The sequence below is a fragment of the Bradyrhizobium sp. ORS 375 genome, assembly GCF_000239775.1.
GTDB lineage: Bacteria > Pseudomonadota > Alphaproteobacteria > Rhizobiales > Xanthobacteraceae > Bradyrhizobium.
The window spans coordinates 1-18010 of sequence record NZ_CAFI01000475.1; the positions used below are offsets into that span (position 1 = coordinate 1).

Sequence of the window (18010 nt, forward strand, 5' to 3'; positions counted from 1 at the left end):
GGACAGCTCGCGGACGTTCAAGCCGTGTGGTCCTGGCGCCCCGAAGCTGGCGCCAAGCCTCGCGCGATGCGATCCGTGACAGGACGTGTCGCCGCGGTGACGGGGGCAAACAAGCCGGTCCCCGGGGAGAGCACGGAGCAGACGTCAACCCATCGCGCAGGGAGGGCCGGGATGTCCCGGCTGAACCTGTGGTGACCGCCGCGTGCATTCTCTTTCGCACGCGGGCCATGGGAGCAGCCAGCTCCCGGCCTTCCCTGCGCCCTCGGCAAGTTCAGAGGGTTCTGTTTTGATCAACTCGGGCGCGACGGCGCTGCGGGCGTGTTGGTGCGCATCATGATGAGCTCGCCGAGCGGACCCCCACCCCCGACCCCTCCCCGCAAGGGGGAGGGGAGAAGAGAGAGCGAGCCTCTTGCCACGATTGCGCGCAGACGGGCGGAGAAGCTGGGATTCGACTAACAAAGCGGCCCAGGGTTGGCCCTTCCCCCTTGCGGGCAGGGGGCGGGGGGTGGGGGTCCACGATGCACACCGTCGACGATGCGCGCTACTACAAAAAGTCCCGACCCAGGCGTCAACGCGTGAGCTCAGAATCCTCAGATCTTCAGCTCACGTCCCGTCACCCGACGGAACGCCTCGAGATAGCGCTGGCTGGTCGCATCGACCACGCTCTGCGGCAGCGGGGGCGGCGGGGCGTCGCCGTTCCAGCGGCCGGCCTTGCGCTCGGCATCGAGATAGTCGCGCAGCGGCTGTTTGTCGAAGCTCGGCTGCGGCTGGCCCGGCTGATAGGCGTCGACGGCCCAGAAGCGCGAGCTGTCGGGCGTCATCACCTCGTCGATCAGGATGATGTTGCCGTCCTTGTCGCGACCGAACTCGAACTTGGTATCGGCGATGATGATGCCCTGCTCGCGGGCGAGCGTCTCGCCGAGCGTATAGACCGCGCGCGTCATGCTCTCCAGCGTATAGGCCGTATCGTCGCCGACCACCTCGCGCATCCGGGCGATGGTGATGTTCTCGTCATGGCCGGTCTCGGCCTTGGTCGCCGGGCTGAAGATCGCGGGCTCCAGCTTCTGGCTCTCCACGAGGCCTGCCGGCAACGGCTCACCGGCGAGCGTTCCGCTGGCGGCATATTCCTTCCAGGCCGAGCCGGAGAGATAGCCGCGGATCACGCATTCGATCGGAAACACGGTGGTGCGCTTGCACAGCATCGCGCGTCCCAGAATCTCCTCGCGATGCGGCTTCAGCTCGGGCACCGCGGCAATGATCTCATCGGTATCGGCCGAGATCATGTGGTGATGCACGACGCCCTCGAGCGCGTTGAACCAATAGGCCGAGATCTGCGTCAGCACCGCGCCCTTCACCGGGATGGTCTCGTTCATCACGACGTCGAACGCCGAGATCCGGTCGGTGGTCAGCAGCAGCACGCGGTCGTCGCCGACGGCATAGATGTCGCGGACCTTGCCGCGGCCGATCTTCGGGAGCGGCAGATTGCTGGCGAGAAGCGTGGTCATAGCAGATCTTTCGAAGATAGATGTCTTGTCGCGTCGGAGTGCGATGGCTGTTGCAAAATCCCGGTGGCAGCCGGAATCTCGACCTCACCTCTCCCCATCGGGGAGAGGTCGATCGCGAAGCGATCGGGTGAGGGGGCTTGGCGCGATCGAACGACCGCAACCCCTCACCCGGATTGCATCTGTCGATGCAATCCGACCTCTCCCTTCGGAAGAGGTGGACCGCCCGCGTCGCGCCAGAGCGACCTCGTTGAGGGAAATTGTAGCCTATTCCGGCAGCGGAATGAACTCGTGCTCCTGGGGAACGGCGGCGAACCGGCCGGTTTTCCAGTCCTGCTTGGCCTGCTCGATGCGCTCCTTGCTGGAGGAGACGAAATTCCACCAGACATGGCGCGGCCCTTCCAGCGCGTCGCCGCCGAGGAACATCATCCGGGTCGGCTTCACCGTACGGACGCTGATGGCGTCGCCCGGGCGGAAGATCAGCAGCCGCGGCCCCTCGTGGCGCTCGCGCGCGATCTCGACCTCGCCGTCGACGATGTAGATCGCCCGCTCTTCGTGATCGGGATCGAGCGGCACCACCGTGCCGGCCTGCGCCGTGACCTCGACATAGAACCAGGGCGAGACCATCGTCACCGGAGAGGCCTTGCCGAACGCCTTGCCGGCAATGATGCGCGCCGAAAAACCGGTGTCGCTGACCGTCGGCAGCGCGCCTGCCGCATAATGCTGGAAGCTTGGCGCGATCTCCTCGGATTCGACCGGCAGCGCGATCCAGCTCTGCAGGCCGAGCATCTGCTGGCCATTCTGCCGCTGCAAGTCGGGCGTGCGCTCGGAATGCGCGATGCCGCGGCCGGCGGTCATCAGGTTCATCGCGCCGGGCTGGATCTCCTGGACGTTGCCCTCGCTGTCCCGATGCATGATGGCGCCGTCGAACAGATAGGTGACGGTGGCAAGGCCGATATGCGGATGCGGCCGCACATCCATGCCCTTGCCGGAGACGAACTGCACCGGGCCGAAATGATCGAAGAAGATGAACGGGCCGACCATCTGTCGGCGGCCATGCGGCAGCGCGCGCCGCACGGCGAAGCCGTCGCCGAGGTCGCGGGTGCGCGGCACGATGACATGCTCCAGCGCATCGCAGGAGGTGGGATCGCCGAATTCCGGATCGATCGATGGCTGCCAGCTCATGGGAGGCTCCTGCGATATGGAAGCCCGAGCTTAGCAGCTTTGCCGAGGCGACGGCAGGGCACGAGGTCGCGGTGTCCCGGTGATTTGAATGGAGGCGCGGTCCGGCCTAGAGTTCCGGCGCCGACAATGGACCCGTGATGATGCCGCTCGAAAGCCTCGATCTCGCACTCCGCGCCGCCGCCATCGCGCTGCTTGCCGTGCTGGCAGCGTCGTTGTGGCGGGAGCTCAACACGCAGACGGTCGGGCGGCTTGCGATCGCGCTGGCGGTCGGCTCGGCCGCGCATGCGGCGACGTTCAACATCGGCGGCAGCGCGGCGCCGTCGCTGGCATTCGCGCCGCTGATTGCGGTCGCGACGGCTGACGTCGTCGTGCTCTGGCTGTTCTGCCGCGCGCTGTTCGATGACGGCTTCAAGCCGCGCTGGTTGCATGGCCTGATCTGGCTCGCGGTGTTCGGGTTCAGCCTGCTGAGCTGCCTCTTGCTCGGTCCCGCCGGGCATGCGAAGCTCGTCATCGTCGCGAACAATCTGCTGGCGCTCGGCTTCGTCGGCCTGACCCTGGCGCAGACGATCCGCTCGTGGTCGGCCGATCTCGTCGAAGGCCGGCGGCGCGTCCGCGCGTTCGTCGTCGTGGCGGCGCTCGCTTACGGCGGCGTCAACGCGCTGCTGCAGATCGCAAGCGCCGGCGGCGGCCCGTCGGAGCTGGGCAATGTGGTCAATGCGGCGATGTTCCTGGCTGTCGTGGGCGCCGTCGCGCTGATGCTGCTGCGGGTCGGCGCCGGCGACCTGTTTGCTCCCGAGGCGGCGCAGGCCGTGGTGATCAGCGAGGCCGCGCCTGCCGCTATCACGCGCACGGCTGAGACGGCTGCCAATCGCAAGCTGGTCGATGCGCTGATGCGGCTGATGGCGGATGAACGGATCTACCGCCAGGAGAACGTCACCATCGGCATGCTGGCGAACCGGTTGGGCATTCCCGAGTACCGGCTGCGGCGGCTGATCAATGGCGAGCTCGGCTACCGCAACTTCAACAGCTTCCTGAACAACCACCGCATCGAGGAGGCCAAGGCCGCGCTCGCCGATCCCGCCCAGGCCGAGGTGCCCGTCATCACCATCGCGCTGGACGCCGGGTTCCAGTCGCTCGGCCCGTTCAACCGCGCCTTCAAGGCGGTCACCGGGGTGACGCCGACGGAGTATCGGCGTACCAGGCGGTCCGCGGCGTGAGCGGTTTGACGTTGAGATCAAAGGAGAATTCCGAAATCGGCAAGGGTGTTGCGAATTCCAGCTGGGGTCCATTTCGAAATCGGCGAGCGCTGCGGCCGGAGCTGCGGTCTGGTCGAGCAGGTCCATCTGCCGGAGATTCCCATGACCCGCCGCCGCCTGCTGCTCGTCCTCCTCGCGTCTACCACGCTCACCGCCCTGGCGGTCGGCGCCGCCCGTGCCCGTGATGTGCCCGAGGTCGCGACCGGGTTCATTGCCAGCACGGTGTGCTCGGAGACCTTCGTCTCGAACCAAGACCCGGACCGCGTGCTGTCCGAGACGCGGGCGGCAATGCCAGGGGCCGGCCTGCTCACCTGGGCAATGGACGTCCGGGTGGATCGCGCCGCCAGGGACGTCACCGTGAGCCTGCTCGGGCTCGGCCGCAGCCATGCCGTGTATCGCGACGGGCTCGGCTGCCATATGGACCATGGCGAAGCGCAGGACTGGCCGACGTTCCGGCCTTCTCCTCCGCAGCCCGCTTTGCTGCCCGAGATCGCCGCGAAGCGCGTCGTGGCGCCGGCTACGCCGGAACTGGCTGCGGCGCTCGACCGGGCCTTCGCCGAGCCGGACACGCCGCCGTTCCGGCGGACGCATGCCGTCGTCGTGCTCAAGGACGGCAAGGTGATCGCCGAACGTTATGCGCCGGGCTTCACGCTCGACACGCCCTTGCTCGGCTTCTCCGCGACCAAGTCGATGACCGCGACCCTGATCGGCATCCTCGTCCGCCAGGGCAAGCTCGCGCTGCATGCGCCCGCGCCGGTGGCGGCGTGGCGGGACGACAAGGATCCGCGCCATGCCATCACCGTCGATCACCTGCTGCGCCACACCGCCGGGCTCGCGCTCGGCAGCTCGCTGCAGGCCTCGCTGCTGTCGGCGCTCGAGCCGGTCAACCGCATGAAGTTCGTCGAGTCCGACCGCGCGGCGTTTGCCGAATCGATGCCGCTCGAGACCGCGCCGGGCGCGGTCAGCAACTATCACGACGGCAACACCGTCATCCTCTCTCATCTCATCCGCGACGCTGCCGGCGGCAGTGCCGCGGATGTGCTGCGCTTTGCGCAGCGCGAGCTGTTCGATCCGCTCGGCATGCGCAACGTCACCATCGAGTTCGATGCCGCCGGCACGCCGGAGGGCTCGAGCCAGATGCTGGCCACGGCGCGCGACTGGGCGCGGCTCGGGCAGCTCTATCTCGACGACGGCGTCGTCGCTGGCCGCCGCATCCTGCCGGCCGGCTGGGTCGATTACGTCGCCACGCCGACCCCCGGCGCCTTCGTCGGCCTCGGCGCCGGGTTCTGGACCAATCGCGGCGACAGCTTCGGCGCCAACTACCGCATCTCGCATGGCTGGCCGCGCGACGCCTTCTTCGCCAAGGGCACGCTCGGCCAATATGTCGTCATGATCCCGTCCGAACGCCTGGTGATCGCGCGCTTCGGCCGCACCGTGAACTGGCCGCCGGAGATCGACGGCGTGGCACAGCTCGTCAGCGACGTGATGGCGGCAACGCGAGGGGAGTGACGCATGCGCTACGCTCTCCCCAATGCGGTGGCCTGCTCAACGCGATCGAACCGCTCCAGCGACAGGATCGCGTCCGCAAAGCTCTGCGCACGGCTGCTCAGTACAGGGCGCGCGAGGGTGATGAACTTGTCGCTCATCGCCTGCGCTGTCGGGAACGAGGTCGGCTCACCCGACGGATCGTCGTGCAGCCGTTCGTGCACGCCGTCCTCCGTGGTGATCGTCACGCGCGCGCCGAACGGATGGCTGCGGCCGACCTCGAGTTTGTCGTCCTGCACGACGTCGAACTTGTCGGCCAGCGCATTGATCGCGCTGTCTCCCAGGCGCGTGTAGTCGTCCCAGCCGAAGCGGCCCTGATCGAGCGCCAGTGCGCCGGTGAAGAACATCGAGAACTGGCCGCCGACGATCGAGGTCGGGTGACGCTTGGTCGCGGCATCGCCGGTGAGCGTAATGCCATTGCGATGCAGGCCGACCTCGACGCGCTTGACCTGGTCCGGCGTCAGATTGTGCTCGCGGCGCAGCGCGATGATGGCGTCGATCGCGGCGTGCGTGTAGCGGCAGCTCGGATACGGCTTCACGCCGATCTTCATCGTCTCATAGGTGCTGCCAAGCCCCGCAACCGCCTTCTCATGATGCGGCGTGTCGGTGTAGCCGACCAGCAGGCCGTGCTTGCCTTCGACGGACTCGATCGCCCCGACGAAATCATTCTTGGCGAGCGTCGCCGCGATCACGCCGTTCATCGCGGACGCGCCGACCTGATAGCGCTTGTTCCAGGCGCCGTTGACGAGAAATTGCAGCGAGCCGGCGGCCTGGCTGCCGGAGACGCCGAAGGCGTAGATGAGCTGCTGCTCCGACAGGCCGAACAGCTTGCCGGCCGCAGCGGCTGCGCCATACGTGCCAGCCGTCGCGGTGGGATGGAAGCCGCGGGCGTAATGTGAGGTCGGGTCGAGCGCATTGCCGAGCCGGCAGCATACCTCGTAGCCGGCAACGATCGCGGTCAGCACCTCGCGCCCGGACGCGCCGACCATTTCGCCGACGGCGAAAGCCGCGGGCACCACGGGCGCGCTCGGATGCAACGAGGAATCGGCGTGCGTATCGTCGAAGTCGAGCGAATGGCCCATCGTGCCGTTGAGCAGCGCCGCCACGGCCGGCGTCCACGTGCGGGAATCGCCGAAGACGGTGGCCTCTCCCGCCGCATCCAGCTTCAGCGCCGCCAGCATCTTGACCACCGAGGGCGTCGATTCCGCCTCGCGCCGGGCGCGGATGGCGCTGCCGAGAAAGTCGAGCGTCAGCACCTTGGCGCGGTCGAGCACCTCGGGCGGGATATCGTCGTATTTCAGCTCAGCGACATAGGCGGCGAGCGTTGCGGTTTCCTGGGCCATCGTGTTTCCTCAGCGTTGTTGCAGGCAGCCTAGGCAGACTGATTCCGCCTTTCAAGCCGGTCGGCCCCGGTGGGGACCAGCCATGCCAGCCGCGCTGGTCCGTTCGAGGTGAGTGACTGATGGCATCGTTCAAGGAGCTGTTCGGCCGGGTGCGCGCCCGCAAGGCGCAGATGTCGCTGGCCGTCCGCGGCACCGTCGCGGCGACGCTGGCCTTCGCCATCGCCACCGCCTTCCAGCTCAAGCTGCCGCTGTGGGCGGTGCTGACCTCGCTGATCGTGACGCAGGGCAGCGTCGGACGCTCGCTGAAGGCGACGCGCGACTACATGTTCGGTACGATCGGCGGCGCGATCTATGGCGGCGCCATCACCGTGTTCATTCCGCATTCCGGCGAGCTGCAGCTGCTGGGCATGCTGATCCTGGCGGTGACGCCGCTCGCCTTCATCGCGGCGATCAATCCCAGCCTGAACGCGGCGACGGTGACCGCGGTCATCGTGCTGCTGGTGCCGACAATGGGGCATCTCGATCCGCTGGGCTCGGCGATCGACCGGGTGTTCGAGGTCGCCGTCGGCGCGCTCACCGGTCTTGCCGTGTCGTTCCTCGTGCTGCCCTCGCGCGCGCATGTGCAGATGCGCAGCGCCGCCGGGCGGCTGCTCGAGCTGATCGCCGCCGCTTTCACCGAGTTGCTGGCCGGCCTGTCGCGCGGCCGAGACAACGACGCGCTGCATCGGATCCAGGATGGCATCGGCGCGGCGCTGACCGAGTTGAATGCGACGGGCGCCGAAGCCGAGCGCGAGCGCTCGGCGCGGTTGTCGTCGGGCGCCGACACCGGGCCGATGCTGCGCACGATCCTGCGGCTGCGCCATGATGTCGTGATGATCGGCCGCGCCAGCGTGGTGCCGCTGCCCTCGGAGCTGCAGGCGCGTTTGTCGGCACCTGTCAGCCGCGTCAGCGACGCCATTGCCGGCTATCTGCGCGGCTGCGCCGGCGCCATCCGCAACGGCTCTGGTCCGCCGGCGATCTGGCCTGTCCATGTCGCGCTCAAGGCCTATGCCGAGGCGGTCGCCGCGGTGCGCAGCGACGGTCTGACACGAGGCCTGCCGGGCGATGCCGCCGAACGGTTCTTCGCGCTCGGCTTCTCGCTGGACCAGATGCGGCAGAACCTGATCGACCTCGAGCGCGTGGTGGCCGAATGGGCCGGCGCATCGACCGGCAAGCCGCACCGGCCGGAGCCCGAGGAAACGTCGGATACGGCCGGCGCGTGAGCTCATCGTGACAGCCTGAGAAAGCGCAGCACCAGCAGCGCCGCGTAGATGCCGGTGCCGATCGACAGCCCGATCCAGATTCCGGTCGCGCCGAGCGCGGTGTGGAGACCGAGGATGTACGAGGCGGGAAAGCCGATCAGCCAATAGCCGAGCACGGCGAGCAGCAGCGGGATGCGCGTATCCTTGATGCCGCGCAGCGCGCCGACCGTGATGGTCTGCAGCGCGTCGGTGATGAAGAAGGTGGTGCCGACCAGCAGCAGCGTCGCCGCCAGCGTTGCCGTCGCTTGCGCATCGGCAAGGCCGGAGCCGAGGAATAGCTGCACGATCTCGAACCGCGCGAGGATGATGCCGAGCGTGAACAGCACCGCGAGGCCAAGGCCGAGCAACAGGGCCATCAGGCCGGCGCGGCGCCCGCCGTGTGCATCATTGCGCCCGGCTGCGTGACCGACGCGGACCGTCGCGGCCATGCTGATGCCGAACGGCACCATGAACAGGATGGCCGTGATCTGCAGCGCGATCTGATGCGCGGCCAGCGCCGGCGTGCTGATCAGGCCCATCAGGATCGCCGCCGCGGAGAACAAGCCGTATTCGAGCAGGAACGACAGCGAGATCGGCGCGCCGATGACGAGAAGCTGCCGCATCAGCCGCCAATCGAGGCGTCCGAGCTGCGAGAGCACATGGTAGTCGCGGAACGGTGGGCGGAACGCCGCGAACCACAGCCCGGCGAGAAAGGTGCCCAGATTGACGGTCGATGTCGCAACGCCAACGCCGGTCAGGCCAAGCTGCGGAAATCCCCATTGGCCGTACAGCAGCGGGTAGACCAGCAGCGCGTTGAGCGGGATCGCGCCCAGCGTGATCCAGAGCACCGGCTCGGGCCGGTTGACCGCGCCCATGAAGCTGCGCAGCGCCAGAAACCACAGCATCGGCGCAATGCCCCAGGCGAGCCCGGACAGATAGTGTTGCGCGAGATGCGCCACCCCCGGGGCCTGGCCGAGCGCGAGCAGGATGGCCTCGCCGTTCAGCGCGATCAGCATGATCGGCAGCGCGATGAACAGTCCGGCCCACAGCCCGACGCGCAGCGCGCGCCGCACCAGCGCCGTATCGGATGCGCCGAACGCCTGCGCCGCGAGCGGCGCGACCGCGGACATCAGGCCCATGCCGAAGGTCGAGCCGACGAAATACACGGTGCCCGCCAGGGCCGCCGCTGCGACGGCGTCGCCGCCGACACGTCCGATGAAGGCGAGATCCGTCGACATCATCGCGATCTGCGACAGCTGCGTCAGCGCCATCGGCGCGGCGAGGCGGATGGTGTCCCAGAGTTCGAGCGTGAGAGAGGGTGGTGTTGGCGGCGCGTGGCCGGTTGCCGTTGAGGAGCTCATGCGCGCGGCTATAGCAGTCCCCGTGATGGCATGCACATCATGCGGGCAGGTTCCGTCCCGGGGATGTGCGGCGTAGGAGCGCAGACCGACGAAGCAGAAGTTCATCCAGGGCGTGACGCGCTTCGGCATTGCACAGATGCTGCGTTCGTGAGTCCGCAATCTCGCGACGCATTGCGCCCGAGCTTTGCTCGATCGACGGCCCTCGGAACTGAGAGGGCGCAGGGAAGGCCGGGTGCTTGACCACACCCATGGCCCGCCTGCAAAAGAAGTAGCAGGCGGCAGTCACCACAGGTGGGCCGCGCATCCGGCCTTCCCTGCGCAATGGTTGGAACGGCTTATACGTACTCTCCCCGGTGCGCCGGGCTTGTTGGCCACCGTCGCCGGCGGATCGCCCGCCGGCTTGACCTCAGCGTCGGGAGGCCAGGACCATACGATTTCGCCGTACACGGCCGCTCATTCGTCCACGTGCCAGCCTCGAGCGGAGCCCGAGTGCACGCTGTGAGCCGCCGTACCCATCGCATCCCCGCCCTCCACGGTCCGTGACGATCGCGAAGCGTCCCTCTCATGAGGACGGGATGCGCGCATTGTTTCCGATTTTCGGAATCAAAGCAAGCAGATTTTTCGGGTAAACCGATCTTGCTTGAGGCATGTCGCTGCGCCGGCTGACGAATTTCGTCTATTCTCGCACGTAAAATTCAGCCTGCCTGCCGTTTGCCTGGAGCTATCTTCGTCGCAGGTTGGTGCGGGAGGCGCAGCGTGAGTCGCCGTCCCTCATCCGCGTGGAGCCTTGCGTCGGCGCCGTCGGGACGGCCATTGCCGCATGGAGTGAGTTGACCATGGCCATCGTGCTTGTACCGATCCTGGATGAGCTGCCCGCTGATTTCGCAAGGCTCGAGCTGGACGCAGCGGCCGATGGTCATGCCAACATGGCGCGGCTCTCGGTCGAGTTCGCCCGGACGCCAGCCATGTTTCACCACGTGATCGCCGCTCATGTCGGCGGGGCGCTGGCCGGAATTGGCGCGATCACCGACGAGCCGGCAGCGGCGGAGCACCCGGCGTGGCGCATGCGGCGGCTTTACGTGCGACGGGACTTCAGGCGGCGCCGAGTGGCGCAGACCATCGTCGCAGATTTGCTGCGCGCGGCCGCCAGCAAGGTCGTGCTCGTGACGGTCCATACGGGCAGCAACGTCTCGGCGCGCTTCTGGGAGGCGATGGGCTTTGATCCCGTTGCGGATCGCGGCTGGTCGCATCAACGGCGACCATGAGCGTCGAATGGCGCAAGCTGCAGCGGCAAGGCGCGGCGCGCCTTCAAGTCCAGCCGAATGTCGTCAGCACGTCGCGCGCCTGATGGTCGAGCTCTTCCTGTCGTTCGCTCTCCGTCGGCGCATGACAGAGGCGCGCCAGCTCCGGGCGGAATTGCGCGGCGACATCCTCCGGAAGCGACGGCATGATCCAGCCGAGGATCCAATACTTCCACACCTCATCGTCCGTTCTCAGGACATGCCAGATGTGCGGCGCCATCGGTGCGCCGATCGCGGCGAGAAAGGGCGCGAGAATGTGAGCCACGGGCCAATTGCCGTCCTGCAGCCATGCCGTCAGCTGCGGCAGGATCGGCGCAACGGTGGGATAGCCGGCCTGGACGGCCGCGCGGGCGCGATCGAGGTCATGCTTGCTGCGCGGAATGAGATCGTGGACGTCCTGCATGGGGACCTCGGCTAGCGGCGCTCTGTGCCGACGGAATCGGAATTGTCGTCATCCGAGCGACGCGCGCGGAGCGTGGTGATGGCCTTCTCCGCCGCCTTGCGAACATGGCCGTCGCGATCGGCGCACAGCGCGTCCATGATGGGAATCGTCGTCGGGCCGCCGAACGCGGCGGCCAGTTCGCACGCCCATGCGCGATGCCGAGGCAGGTCGTCGCCGCGCAAGTCCTCGAACAGCTGCCGCCAATCGGCGGCCGTGGCCTGTGCGCGCAACACCCATGCGGCCTCGCGCTTCACGGCCAGAACGGCATCGCAATTGTAGATGCGACGGACCGCTTCAAAGTCCGTTGGCCGCCAGATCTTGCCCAGCGCTCGGATGGCGACTTGTCGCGTGGCTGGGGACGGGCTGCGCAGCAAGCGCGCCACGGCGTCGTGGGCCTCGTTCCATGCCCTGTCCTTGATGACCTCGCAGCTCGCGCGCACGACATAGTCGGACGTGTCGGTGAGTGCGGTCAAGACGACGTCGCGCAGGCCCTGCCCGTTCGGGTGCCGGCCGATGATCTCGATCGCGGTCCGACGGATGAACTGGTCGGCGTCGGCTGCGGCTGTGCGCAAGGTCGCCAGCGACGCGGCGTCGTCGCGCGTAACCAGCGCGCGGAGCGCGTCGTGTGTGAACGAAGCTGAACGGGCACCTGTCATGATCTTGCAGAGAGTGGATGACGTCGACACGACGATACCCGCTGATCGCGGCGCAAGGCAGGCTGTTTGTGCTAGAGTCAGGTGTCAAAACCAGGGGGATGAGCGTGCGCGGCGCGAAGGGGGGCAAGTCCGGGCTCGGGGACGCGGAGCCGTCTCGGCCCGATCTCAACGCCTGGATCGAGGCGCTCGGTGCCGCGCCGGGTGGCACTGTGACCGAGGATCAGATCCTCGCCTGGGTCGAGGGGCCGCTGCGGCGGTTCTTTCCGTTTCAGCGCTTTCTCGGCGCCTATGGCCGGCTCGTCGGCGGCCGCATCCGGATGCGCAACCTGGTGACGTCAGGCTATCCCCATGGCTTCGTGGCGGGCCTTGAGGAGAGCTTCGATCTCGGCGCGCGCGGCTGCTTCGCATGGTGGGTACAGAACCGCGCGGCCTTCATCCTCGATCCCGCCGATCCGCCGCCCTTCGCGACGGCGCGCGAGCTCGACGAGATCAAGGAGCTGTCGCTCGGCGTGGTCGCCGGCCACGGCGTGATCGATCCGTTCGCCAATGCCGGCACCTATCTCAGCTTCGCCGGCGTCGCGGCCGATCAGAAGCAGCATTTGCGGATGTCGCTGAACCTGATCGCGCCGGTGTTGCACGCGCTGTTCCTCGCGACCGAGCAGGTGGCGGCGCAGGGGATCGACCTGGGAAAGCTCACGGAGCGGCAGCGCGAGCTGGTCGATCTCGCGCTGATGGGCCTGCCCGACAAGACCATCGCATCGCGCCTCGGCATCTCCGAGCACACCGTCGGCAATCATTTCCGCGTCATCTATGAGCGGCTCGGCATCAGCAAGCGCAGCCAGCTGATCGCGGCCCTGAAATGATCGCAGCCGCGGCAGCCGTGAGCGGCCTAGTACGTCCGTGTCATCGACCTGGGCGGCCTGCGGTGCTGTCGTAGCGGCACCATGAGCAGGCCCGGTGAGCGGGTCTGCAAGCCCAGGTGATCCGCTCATGACCCCGCTCGTGATTCCTCCGCTGTTGACCGTGGCCAGTGCCGCCGCCTTCATGATCCTGGAGCGGATCGCTCCGGGCCGCGAACTGCCCAATTCGCCCGGATGGTATGGTCGCGTCCTCATCGTGATCCTGTCGCAGCTCGCCATCACACTCCTGACCGGCAGGCTGTGGATGCAACTGCTCGACGGCGCGTCGCTGCTCCAACTGGGGCGGCTCCATTCGCCGGCGCTGCAGGGGTTTGTTGCGTGGCTGGTCGGCACCTTCTTCTTCTACTGGTGGCATCGCATCCGCCATCTGAACGGCTGGTGGCTGCTGTTTCATCAGGTCCATCATTCACCGCGACGCATCGAGACCATCACGGCGTTCTATAAGCATCCGATCGAGATGCTGGCCGATAGCGCGCTCGCCGCGTTGATCCTGTTTCCGCTGCTCGGCTGCTCGCCTGCCGGCGCGCTATGGTTCAATCTGTTCGCGGCGACCGGCGAGTTCCTCTATCACGCCAATTACAAATCGCCGCGCTGGCTGAAATATCTGGTGCAGACCCCGGAGCTGCATTCGCTGCACCACGAGCTCGATGTGCATGCCGGCAACTACGGCGATCTGCCGATCTGGGACCGGCTGTTCGGGACCTATCGCGATGCCGATGAGTTCGCGACGCGGTGCGGGTTTCCCGGCGACAGCGAGCGGCATCTTGGGCGCATGCTGATGTTCCGCGACGTGTATGGAGATTCGCAAGGTGGGTAAATGCGCGCCGCGCTCTGTCGGCCTGCGTGCGATGACGCTCGCGCCGTGCCCATCAAGATGAGGTCGTGCGCCGCCTCATGGTGGGCACGAGTCTGCTGTCGGCGGCGCTTTGCCCATCCTGCCGCTGCGTTATTGTCGGGACAACCGTTCGAGATCATGACGGAGGAGGGAGCAGGGTCGGGCGAGATCAGGTGGTCACCGCGACCTGCCGCAGCGTGGCCTTCACCACGAGGCGGTGAAACGGTGTGATGACGGTGAGATAGATGCGGCCGAGCGCGTTGTGGGTCTGGACCAACGTCGTCGCCGTCACCTGCGAGCTCGCGCCGACCGTCGCAACGTCGACCAGAACGCGGAAGTCCAGATGCTTGTCGTCGAAGCCGAGCACGAGTTGTCGTGGCGTTTCGTTGATCACCGGGAAGATCCCGATCATGGGACGCGGACGGCGTGCGTCCGCGCCCGAGGTCTTCAAGCCGAACGGCCGGACGAGCGCATTGCGGAGTTTCAGGAGCGCCGCCATCCACCAGGGCGTATGGCCCAGCATTCGTTCGGCCGCGTTGCGGGCATTGAGGGCCGCGCCGTCGATGGTGATGCGAAAGGCGTCGGCGAAGTCCGCACCGGCGAGCCATCGATCACGGTCGACATCGGGCGTGATCTCGCTGATGGTCATGTGCCCTGAGCCTCACGTATCGTGTTTGGTTCTCGATGCATCAGCGCTAGCAATGACGCGGAGAGAGCAAAGCGAACGTCTACCGCCCGCGCTCCGGCACGCGGGTGATCTTCGCGCCGAGCGCGTTCAGGCGCTCGTCGATGCGCTCGTAGCCGCGTTCGATCTGGTCGGCGTTGTCGATGATGGAGGTGCCCTCGGCACACAGTGCGGCGAGCAGCATGGCCATGCCGGCGCGGATGTCGGGGGAGACGACGCGGGCGCCGCGCAGGCGGCTGGGGCCGGCGACGATGGCGCGGTGCGGGTCGCACAGCACGATGCGGGCGCCCATCGAGATCAGCTTGTCGACGAAGAACATCCGCGACTCGAACATCTTCTCGAACATCAGGATCACGCCCTCGCATTGCGTGGCGGTGACGATCGCGATCGACATCACATCGGCCGGGAAGGCCGGCCAGGGCTGGTCCTCCAGCTTCGGCACGTGGCCGCCGAAATCGTCCTTGATCTTCATGGTCTGGTCGGAGGGCACGATGAGATCGTCGCCGGCGACCTCGCAGACGATGCCGAGCCGCTCGAAGCCCATGCGGATCGAGCGCAGATGCTCGGTGCCCGCACGCACGATGCGCAGCGGCGAGCGCGTCACAGCGGCCAAGCCTATCAGCGAGCCGACCTCGATGTGATCCGGCTGGATCGCGTAGGACGCCTGGCCGAGCGTGCTGGCGCCGTGGATCACCATGGTGTTGGTGCCGATGCCTTCGATGTTGGCGCCGAGCGCGACGAGGAAATGCGCGAGATCCTGGACGTGCGGCTCGGAGGCGGCGTTGCGCAGGTATGTCGTGCCATGCGCGGCGACGGCCGCGACCAGTGCGTTCTCGGTCGCGGTGACGCTGGGCTCATCGAGGAAGACGTCGGCGCCCTTCAGGCCGGAGGCGCGCAGCTCGATTTTATCGCTCGCGGTGACGGTGGCGCCGAGCTGCTCGAAGGCGAGGAAATGCGTGTCCAGGCGACGGCGGCCGATGACGTCGCCGCCGGGTGGCGGCAGCGCCACCTCGCCGCAGCGGGCCAGCAGGGGACCTGCGAGCAGGATCGAGGCGCGGATGCGCGCGCACAGGTCCGGATCGAGATCGGCGGCGCGGATCTCCTTGGCGTGGATCGCGAGCCGGTTCCGGCCGCGCCATTCGGCTGACGCGCCGACCGAGCGGATCAGCTCGACCAGCGTCTCGGTGTCACGGATGCGCGGCACGTTGTCGAGCGTCACGGGGTGGTCGGTCAGCAGCGCCGCGGCGATGATCGGCAGCGCGGCATTCTTGTTGCCCGACGGCTCGATCGCGCCCTTGAGCCGGTGACCGCCCTCGACGATGTATTGAATGGGCGCCATGCGGTGATGATCCGTTGTCGAAGCGTGTGGCCGCTGCCCTTGCCGGCTTCGCGACGGCGTTCGGGCACAAGGTGTCCAGCGGGATCAACCCGTTCCGCAATCCGGCGACCGCGAACCTGGTTCACAGCCCGCCGGGGTCCTCATGAGACCGACTCCTAGCGCCAATTCCAAAGCGGAATCAATGCCGGAAAATCGCGGCGGGCCACTTTGCCACGGCGGCGCGGCGGAGGCCCGCGGAACGCGCCATGTTCTTGACGGCCGGTTTGGCGCGGCCGATGGTCGGCTCCCGCCGCTGCGGCAGGAATGGAGACACGCTGGAATGGCCGATGATCAAGCTGATGTCTGGACCTGCTCGCCGCAGCGACTGGCGCGCGCCAACATCCGCCGCTATCTCGACTGGCTCGCTTCGCGGGGCCGCAGCTTTTCCGGCTATCACGATCTCTGGCAGTGGTCAGTCGACGACATCGCCGGGTTCTGGCGTTCGATCTGGGACTATTTCGAGATCATGGCCGACGGCGAGATCGGCGAGGTCGTCTCGCGCGATCCGATGCCGCGCACGCGCTGGTTCACGGGGACGCGGCTGAACTTCGCCGAGCACGTGCTGCGCCACGAGTTGAGCGGCAACCCCGATCGGCCGATGCTGCATCACGGCTCGGAGCTGCGTCCGCTGACGACGGCGAGTTGGAGCGAGATCGCGGGCCGCGTGCGGCGGCTCGCCACGTCGCTGCGCGAGATGGGAATCGGCGAGGGCGACCGGGTCGTCGCCTACATGCCGAACATTCCAGAGGCCGTCATCGCGATGCTGGCGACCACCGCGATCGGCGCTGTCTGGTCCTCGGCGGCGCCGGAATTCGGCGCGCAGACGGTGATCGACCGCTTCTCGCAGATCGCGCCGAAGCTCGTCTTCGCCGTCAACGGCTATCGTTATGGCGGGAAGGATTTCGACCGCATCGGCGATCTCGAGGTCATCCTCGCGGCGCTGCCAAGCGCCGAGATGCTGGTCATGCTCGACTATCATCCGGCCGCCCGCAAGGCGACGGAGTTTCGTGGCCGCATCCGGGCGTGGCCCGACCTGCTCGACGGCCCGGCGATCGCGCGCGGCGCATTCCACTTCACGCGCGTCGCGTCGGATCATCCGCTGTGGGTGCTGTTCACCTCGGGAACGACCGGCCTGCCGAAGCCGATCGTGCACAATCACCACGGCATCGTGCTCGAGCACTACAAATCGGCAGCGTTCCATTTCGAGATCGAGGCGCAGGGCACGCTGTTCTTCTACTCGACGACCGGCTGGATGGTCTGGAACACGCTGATGTGGGGGCCGCTGATGAACGGCTCCTCTGTGCTCTATGACGGCCATCCGAGCCATCCGGATGCACGCCTGGTGTGGCGCCTCGTGGAAGCGGCCGGCGTGACCGTGCTCGGCATCAGCCCGAGCTACATCCAGCTGGTGCGGCAGCAGGGCGTCGTCCCGGGCCGCGAGTTCAATCTGGAGCGGCTGCAGTCGGTGATGCTGGTCGGCTCGCCGTCGACGCCGGAGGTGTTTCGCTGGGTGCACGAGGCGGTCAAGCCCGACGTCTGGGCCTCGTCGCAATCCGGCGGAACGGAATTCTGCTCCGGCCTGCTGGCCGGCTCGCCGCTGCTGCCGACCCATGCCGGCGAGATCCAGGCGCCGGCACTCGGTGTGGCCGCGGTCGCGTTCGATGATGGGGGCGAAGAGATCATCGACGAACCCGGCGAGCTTGTCGTGCGCGCGCCGATGCCGTCGATGCCGCTCTGCTTCTGGGGCGATGCCGATTTCGCCCGCTATACGGACAGCTATTTCGGCGTCTATCCCGGAGTCTGGCGCCATGGCGACCGGGTGCGCTTCAATGCGGGAGGCGGCTGCCAGGTGCTGGGCCGCTCCGACGCCACGCTGAACCGTCATGGCGTGCGGATCGGCTCGGCGGAGATCTATCGGACGATGGAGGCGATCCCCGGCATCGCCGACAGCCTCGTCATCTGCATCGAGCAGCCGGACGGCGGCTTCTACATGCCGCTGTTCGTGCAACTCGCCGAGGGCATCGCGCTGACGGACGCGCTGCAGGGCGAGATCCGGCAGCGGCTGCGTCACGAGCGCAGCCCGCGGCACGTCCCGGACGTCATCATCGCCGTGCCGGAGATTCCGATGACCCTGACCGGCAAGAAGATGGAGGTGCCGGTCCGCAGGCTGCTGCTCGGCGACGCTCCTGACAAGGTCGCAAGCAAGGATGCCACTCGCAATCCGGCGGCGCTTGACTGGTTCACGCAGTTCGCGGCGGCCCGGCGAGGCGGATGACAGGGGCGAGCGTCACTCCTGAAGAGAAACAGGCCCGACGTTGGAG

Annotated in this window: 15 protein-coding genes; 7 read left to right on the forward strand and 8 right to left on the reverse strand. The window is 67.4% G+C overall.

What is annotated here, in order from left to right; genetic code table 11:
• Positions 1-590: 590 nt before the first annotated feature.
• Together BRAO375_RS32520 and BRAO375_RS32525 are read right to left on the reverse strand one after the other, a co-directional pair.
• Positions 591-1505, reverse strand: coding sequence for a phosphoribosylaminoimidazolesuccinocarboxamide synthase (locus tag BRAO375_RS32520; RefSeq protein ID WP_009031684.1), 915 nt, complete (start codon positions 1503-1505; stop codon positions 591-593).
• A 264-nt stretch (positions 1506-1769) separates the two neighbouring features.
• Complete coding sequence (locus tag BRAO375_RS32525; protein ID WP_009031685.1) at positions 1770-2687, reverse strand: pirin family protein; 918 nt, start codon at positions 2685-2687, stop codon at positions 1770-1772.
• Positions 2688-2827: 140 nt separating this feature from the next.
• Here BRAO375_RS32525 and BRAO375_RS32530 point away from each other — a divergent pair, with 140 nt between their 5' ends.
• Positions 2828-3904, forward strand: a complete 1077-nt coding sequence (locus tag BRAO375_RS32530) for a helix-turn-helix domain-containing protein (protein WP_009031686.1) — start codon at positions 2828-2830, stop codon at positions 3902-3904.
• A 141-nt stretch (positions 3905-4045) separates the two neighbouring features.
• Positions 4046-5452 (forward strand): serine hydrolase domain-containing protein, encoded by a 1407-nt coding sequence (locus BRAO375_RS32535; RefSeq protein WP_009031687.1) that lies wholly within the window; start codon positions 4046-4048, stop codon positions 5450-5452.
• An 8-nt stretch (positions 5453-5460) separates the two neighbouring features.
• On the opposite strand, the gene BRAO375_RS32540 is transcribed toward BRAO375_RS32535, so the two are convergent.
• Positions 5461-6831 (reverse strand): MmgE/PrpD family protein, encoded by a 1371-nt coding sequence (locus BRAO375_RS32540; RefSeq protein ID WP_009031688.1) that lies wholly within the window; start codon positions 6829-6831, stop codon positions 5461-5463.
• Positions 6832-6950: 119 nt separating this feature from the next.
• On the opposite strand from BRAO375_RS32540, the gene BRAO375_RS32545 reads away from it, so the two are divergent.
• Complete coding sequence (locus tag BRAO375_RS32545; protein ID WP_009031689.1) at positions 6951-8093, forward strand: FUSC family protein; 1143 nt, start codon at positions 6951-6953, stop codon at positions 8091-8093.
• A gap of 2 nt (positions 8094-8095) precedes the next feature.
• On the opposite strand, the gene BRAO375_RS32550 is transcribed toward BRAO375_RS32545, so the two are convergent.
• Positions 8096-9472, reverse strand: a complete 1377-nt coding sequence (locus BRAO375_RS32550) for an MATE family efflux transporter (RefSeq protein WP_009031690.1) — start codon at positions 9470-9472, stop codon at positions 8096-8098.
• Between the two features lie 836 nt (positions 9473-10308).
• On the opposite strand from BRAO375_RS32550, the gene BRAO375_RS32555 reads away from it, so the two are divergent.
• Positions 10309-10737 (forward strand): GNAT family N-acetyltransferase, encoded by a 429-nt coding sequence (locus BRAO375_RS32555; protein ID WP_009031691.1) that lies wholly within the window; start codon positions 10309-10311, stop codon positions 10735-10737.
• 43 nt (positions 10738-10780) lie between these two features.
• On the opposite strand, the gene BRAO375_RS32560 is transcribed toward BRAO375_RS32555, so the two are convergent.
• Positions 10781-11176, reverse strand: a complete 396-nt coding sequence (locus tag BRAO375_RS32560; RefSeq protein ID WP_009031692.1) for a DUF5071 domain-containing protein — start codon at positions 11174-11176, stop codon at positions 10781-10783.
• 11 nt (positions 11177-11187) lie between these two features.
• Entirely contained in the window at positions 11188-11901 is a 714-nt protein-coding gene (locus tag BRAO375_RS32565) for a HEAT repeat domain-containing protein (RefSeq protein ID WP_139031524.1), read from the reverse strand.
• 68 nt (positions 11902-11969) lie between these two features.
• On the opposite strand from BRAO375_RS32565, the gene BRAO375_RS32570 reads away from it, so the two are divergent.
• Together BRAO375_RS32570 and BRAO375_RS32575 are read left to right on the forward strand one after the other, a co-directional pair.
• A complete protein-coding gene (locus BRAO375_RS32570; protein WP_052536182.1) occupies positions 11970-12734 on the forward strand; it encodes a LuxR family transcriptional regulator in 765 nt (254 codons plus the stop codon).
• Between the two features lie 127 nt (positions 12735-12861).
• Positions 12862-13608 (forward strand): sterol desaturase family protein, encoded by a 747-nt coding sequence (locus BRAO375_RS32575; RefSeq protein ID WP_009031695.1) that lies wholly within the window; start codon positions 12862-12864, stop codon positions 13606-13608.
• Positions 13609-13795: 187 nt separating this feature from the next.
• On the opposite strand, the gene BRAO375_RS32580 is transcribed toward BRAO375_RS32575, so the two are convergent.
• Both BRAO375_RS32580 and murA read right to left on the reverse strand, forming a co-directional pair.
• Positions 13796-14275 (reverse strand): DUF2867 domain-containing protein, encoded by a 480-nt coding sequence (locus tag BRAO375_RS32580; RefSeq protein ID WP_009031696.1) that lies wholly within the window; start codon positions 14273-14275, stop codon positions 13796-13798.
• Positions 14276-14354: 79 nt separating this feature from the next.
• The gene (gene murA, locus BRAO375_RS32585) at positions 14355-15650 is read right to left on the reverse strand and encodes a UDP-N-acetylglucosamine 1-carboxyvinyltransferase (protein ID WP_009031697.1); all 1296 of its coding nucleotides are present in this window, start codon (positions 15648-15650) and stop codon (positions 14355-14357) included.
• A 319-nt stretch (positions 15651-15969) separates the two neighbouring features.
• Here murA and BRAO375_RS32590 point away from each other — a divergent pair, with 319 nt between their 5' ends.
• On the forward strand, positions 15970-17964 hold the full coding sequence (locus BRAO375_RS32590; RefSeq protein WP_009031698.1) for an acetoacetate--CoA ligase: 1995 nt from the start codon (positions 15970-15972) through the stop codon (positions 17962-17964).
• Positions 17965-18010 lie beyond the last annotated feature (46 nt).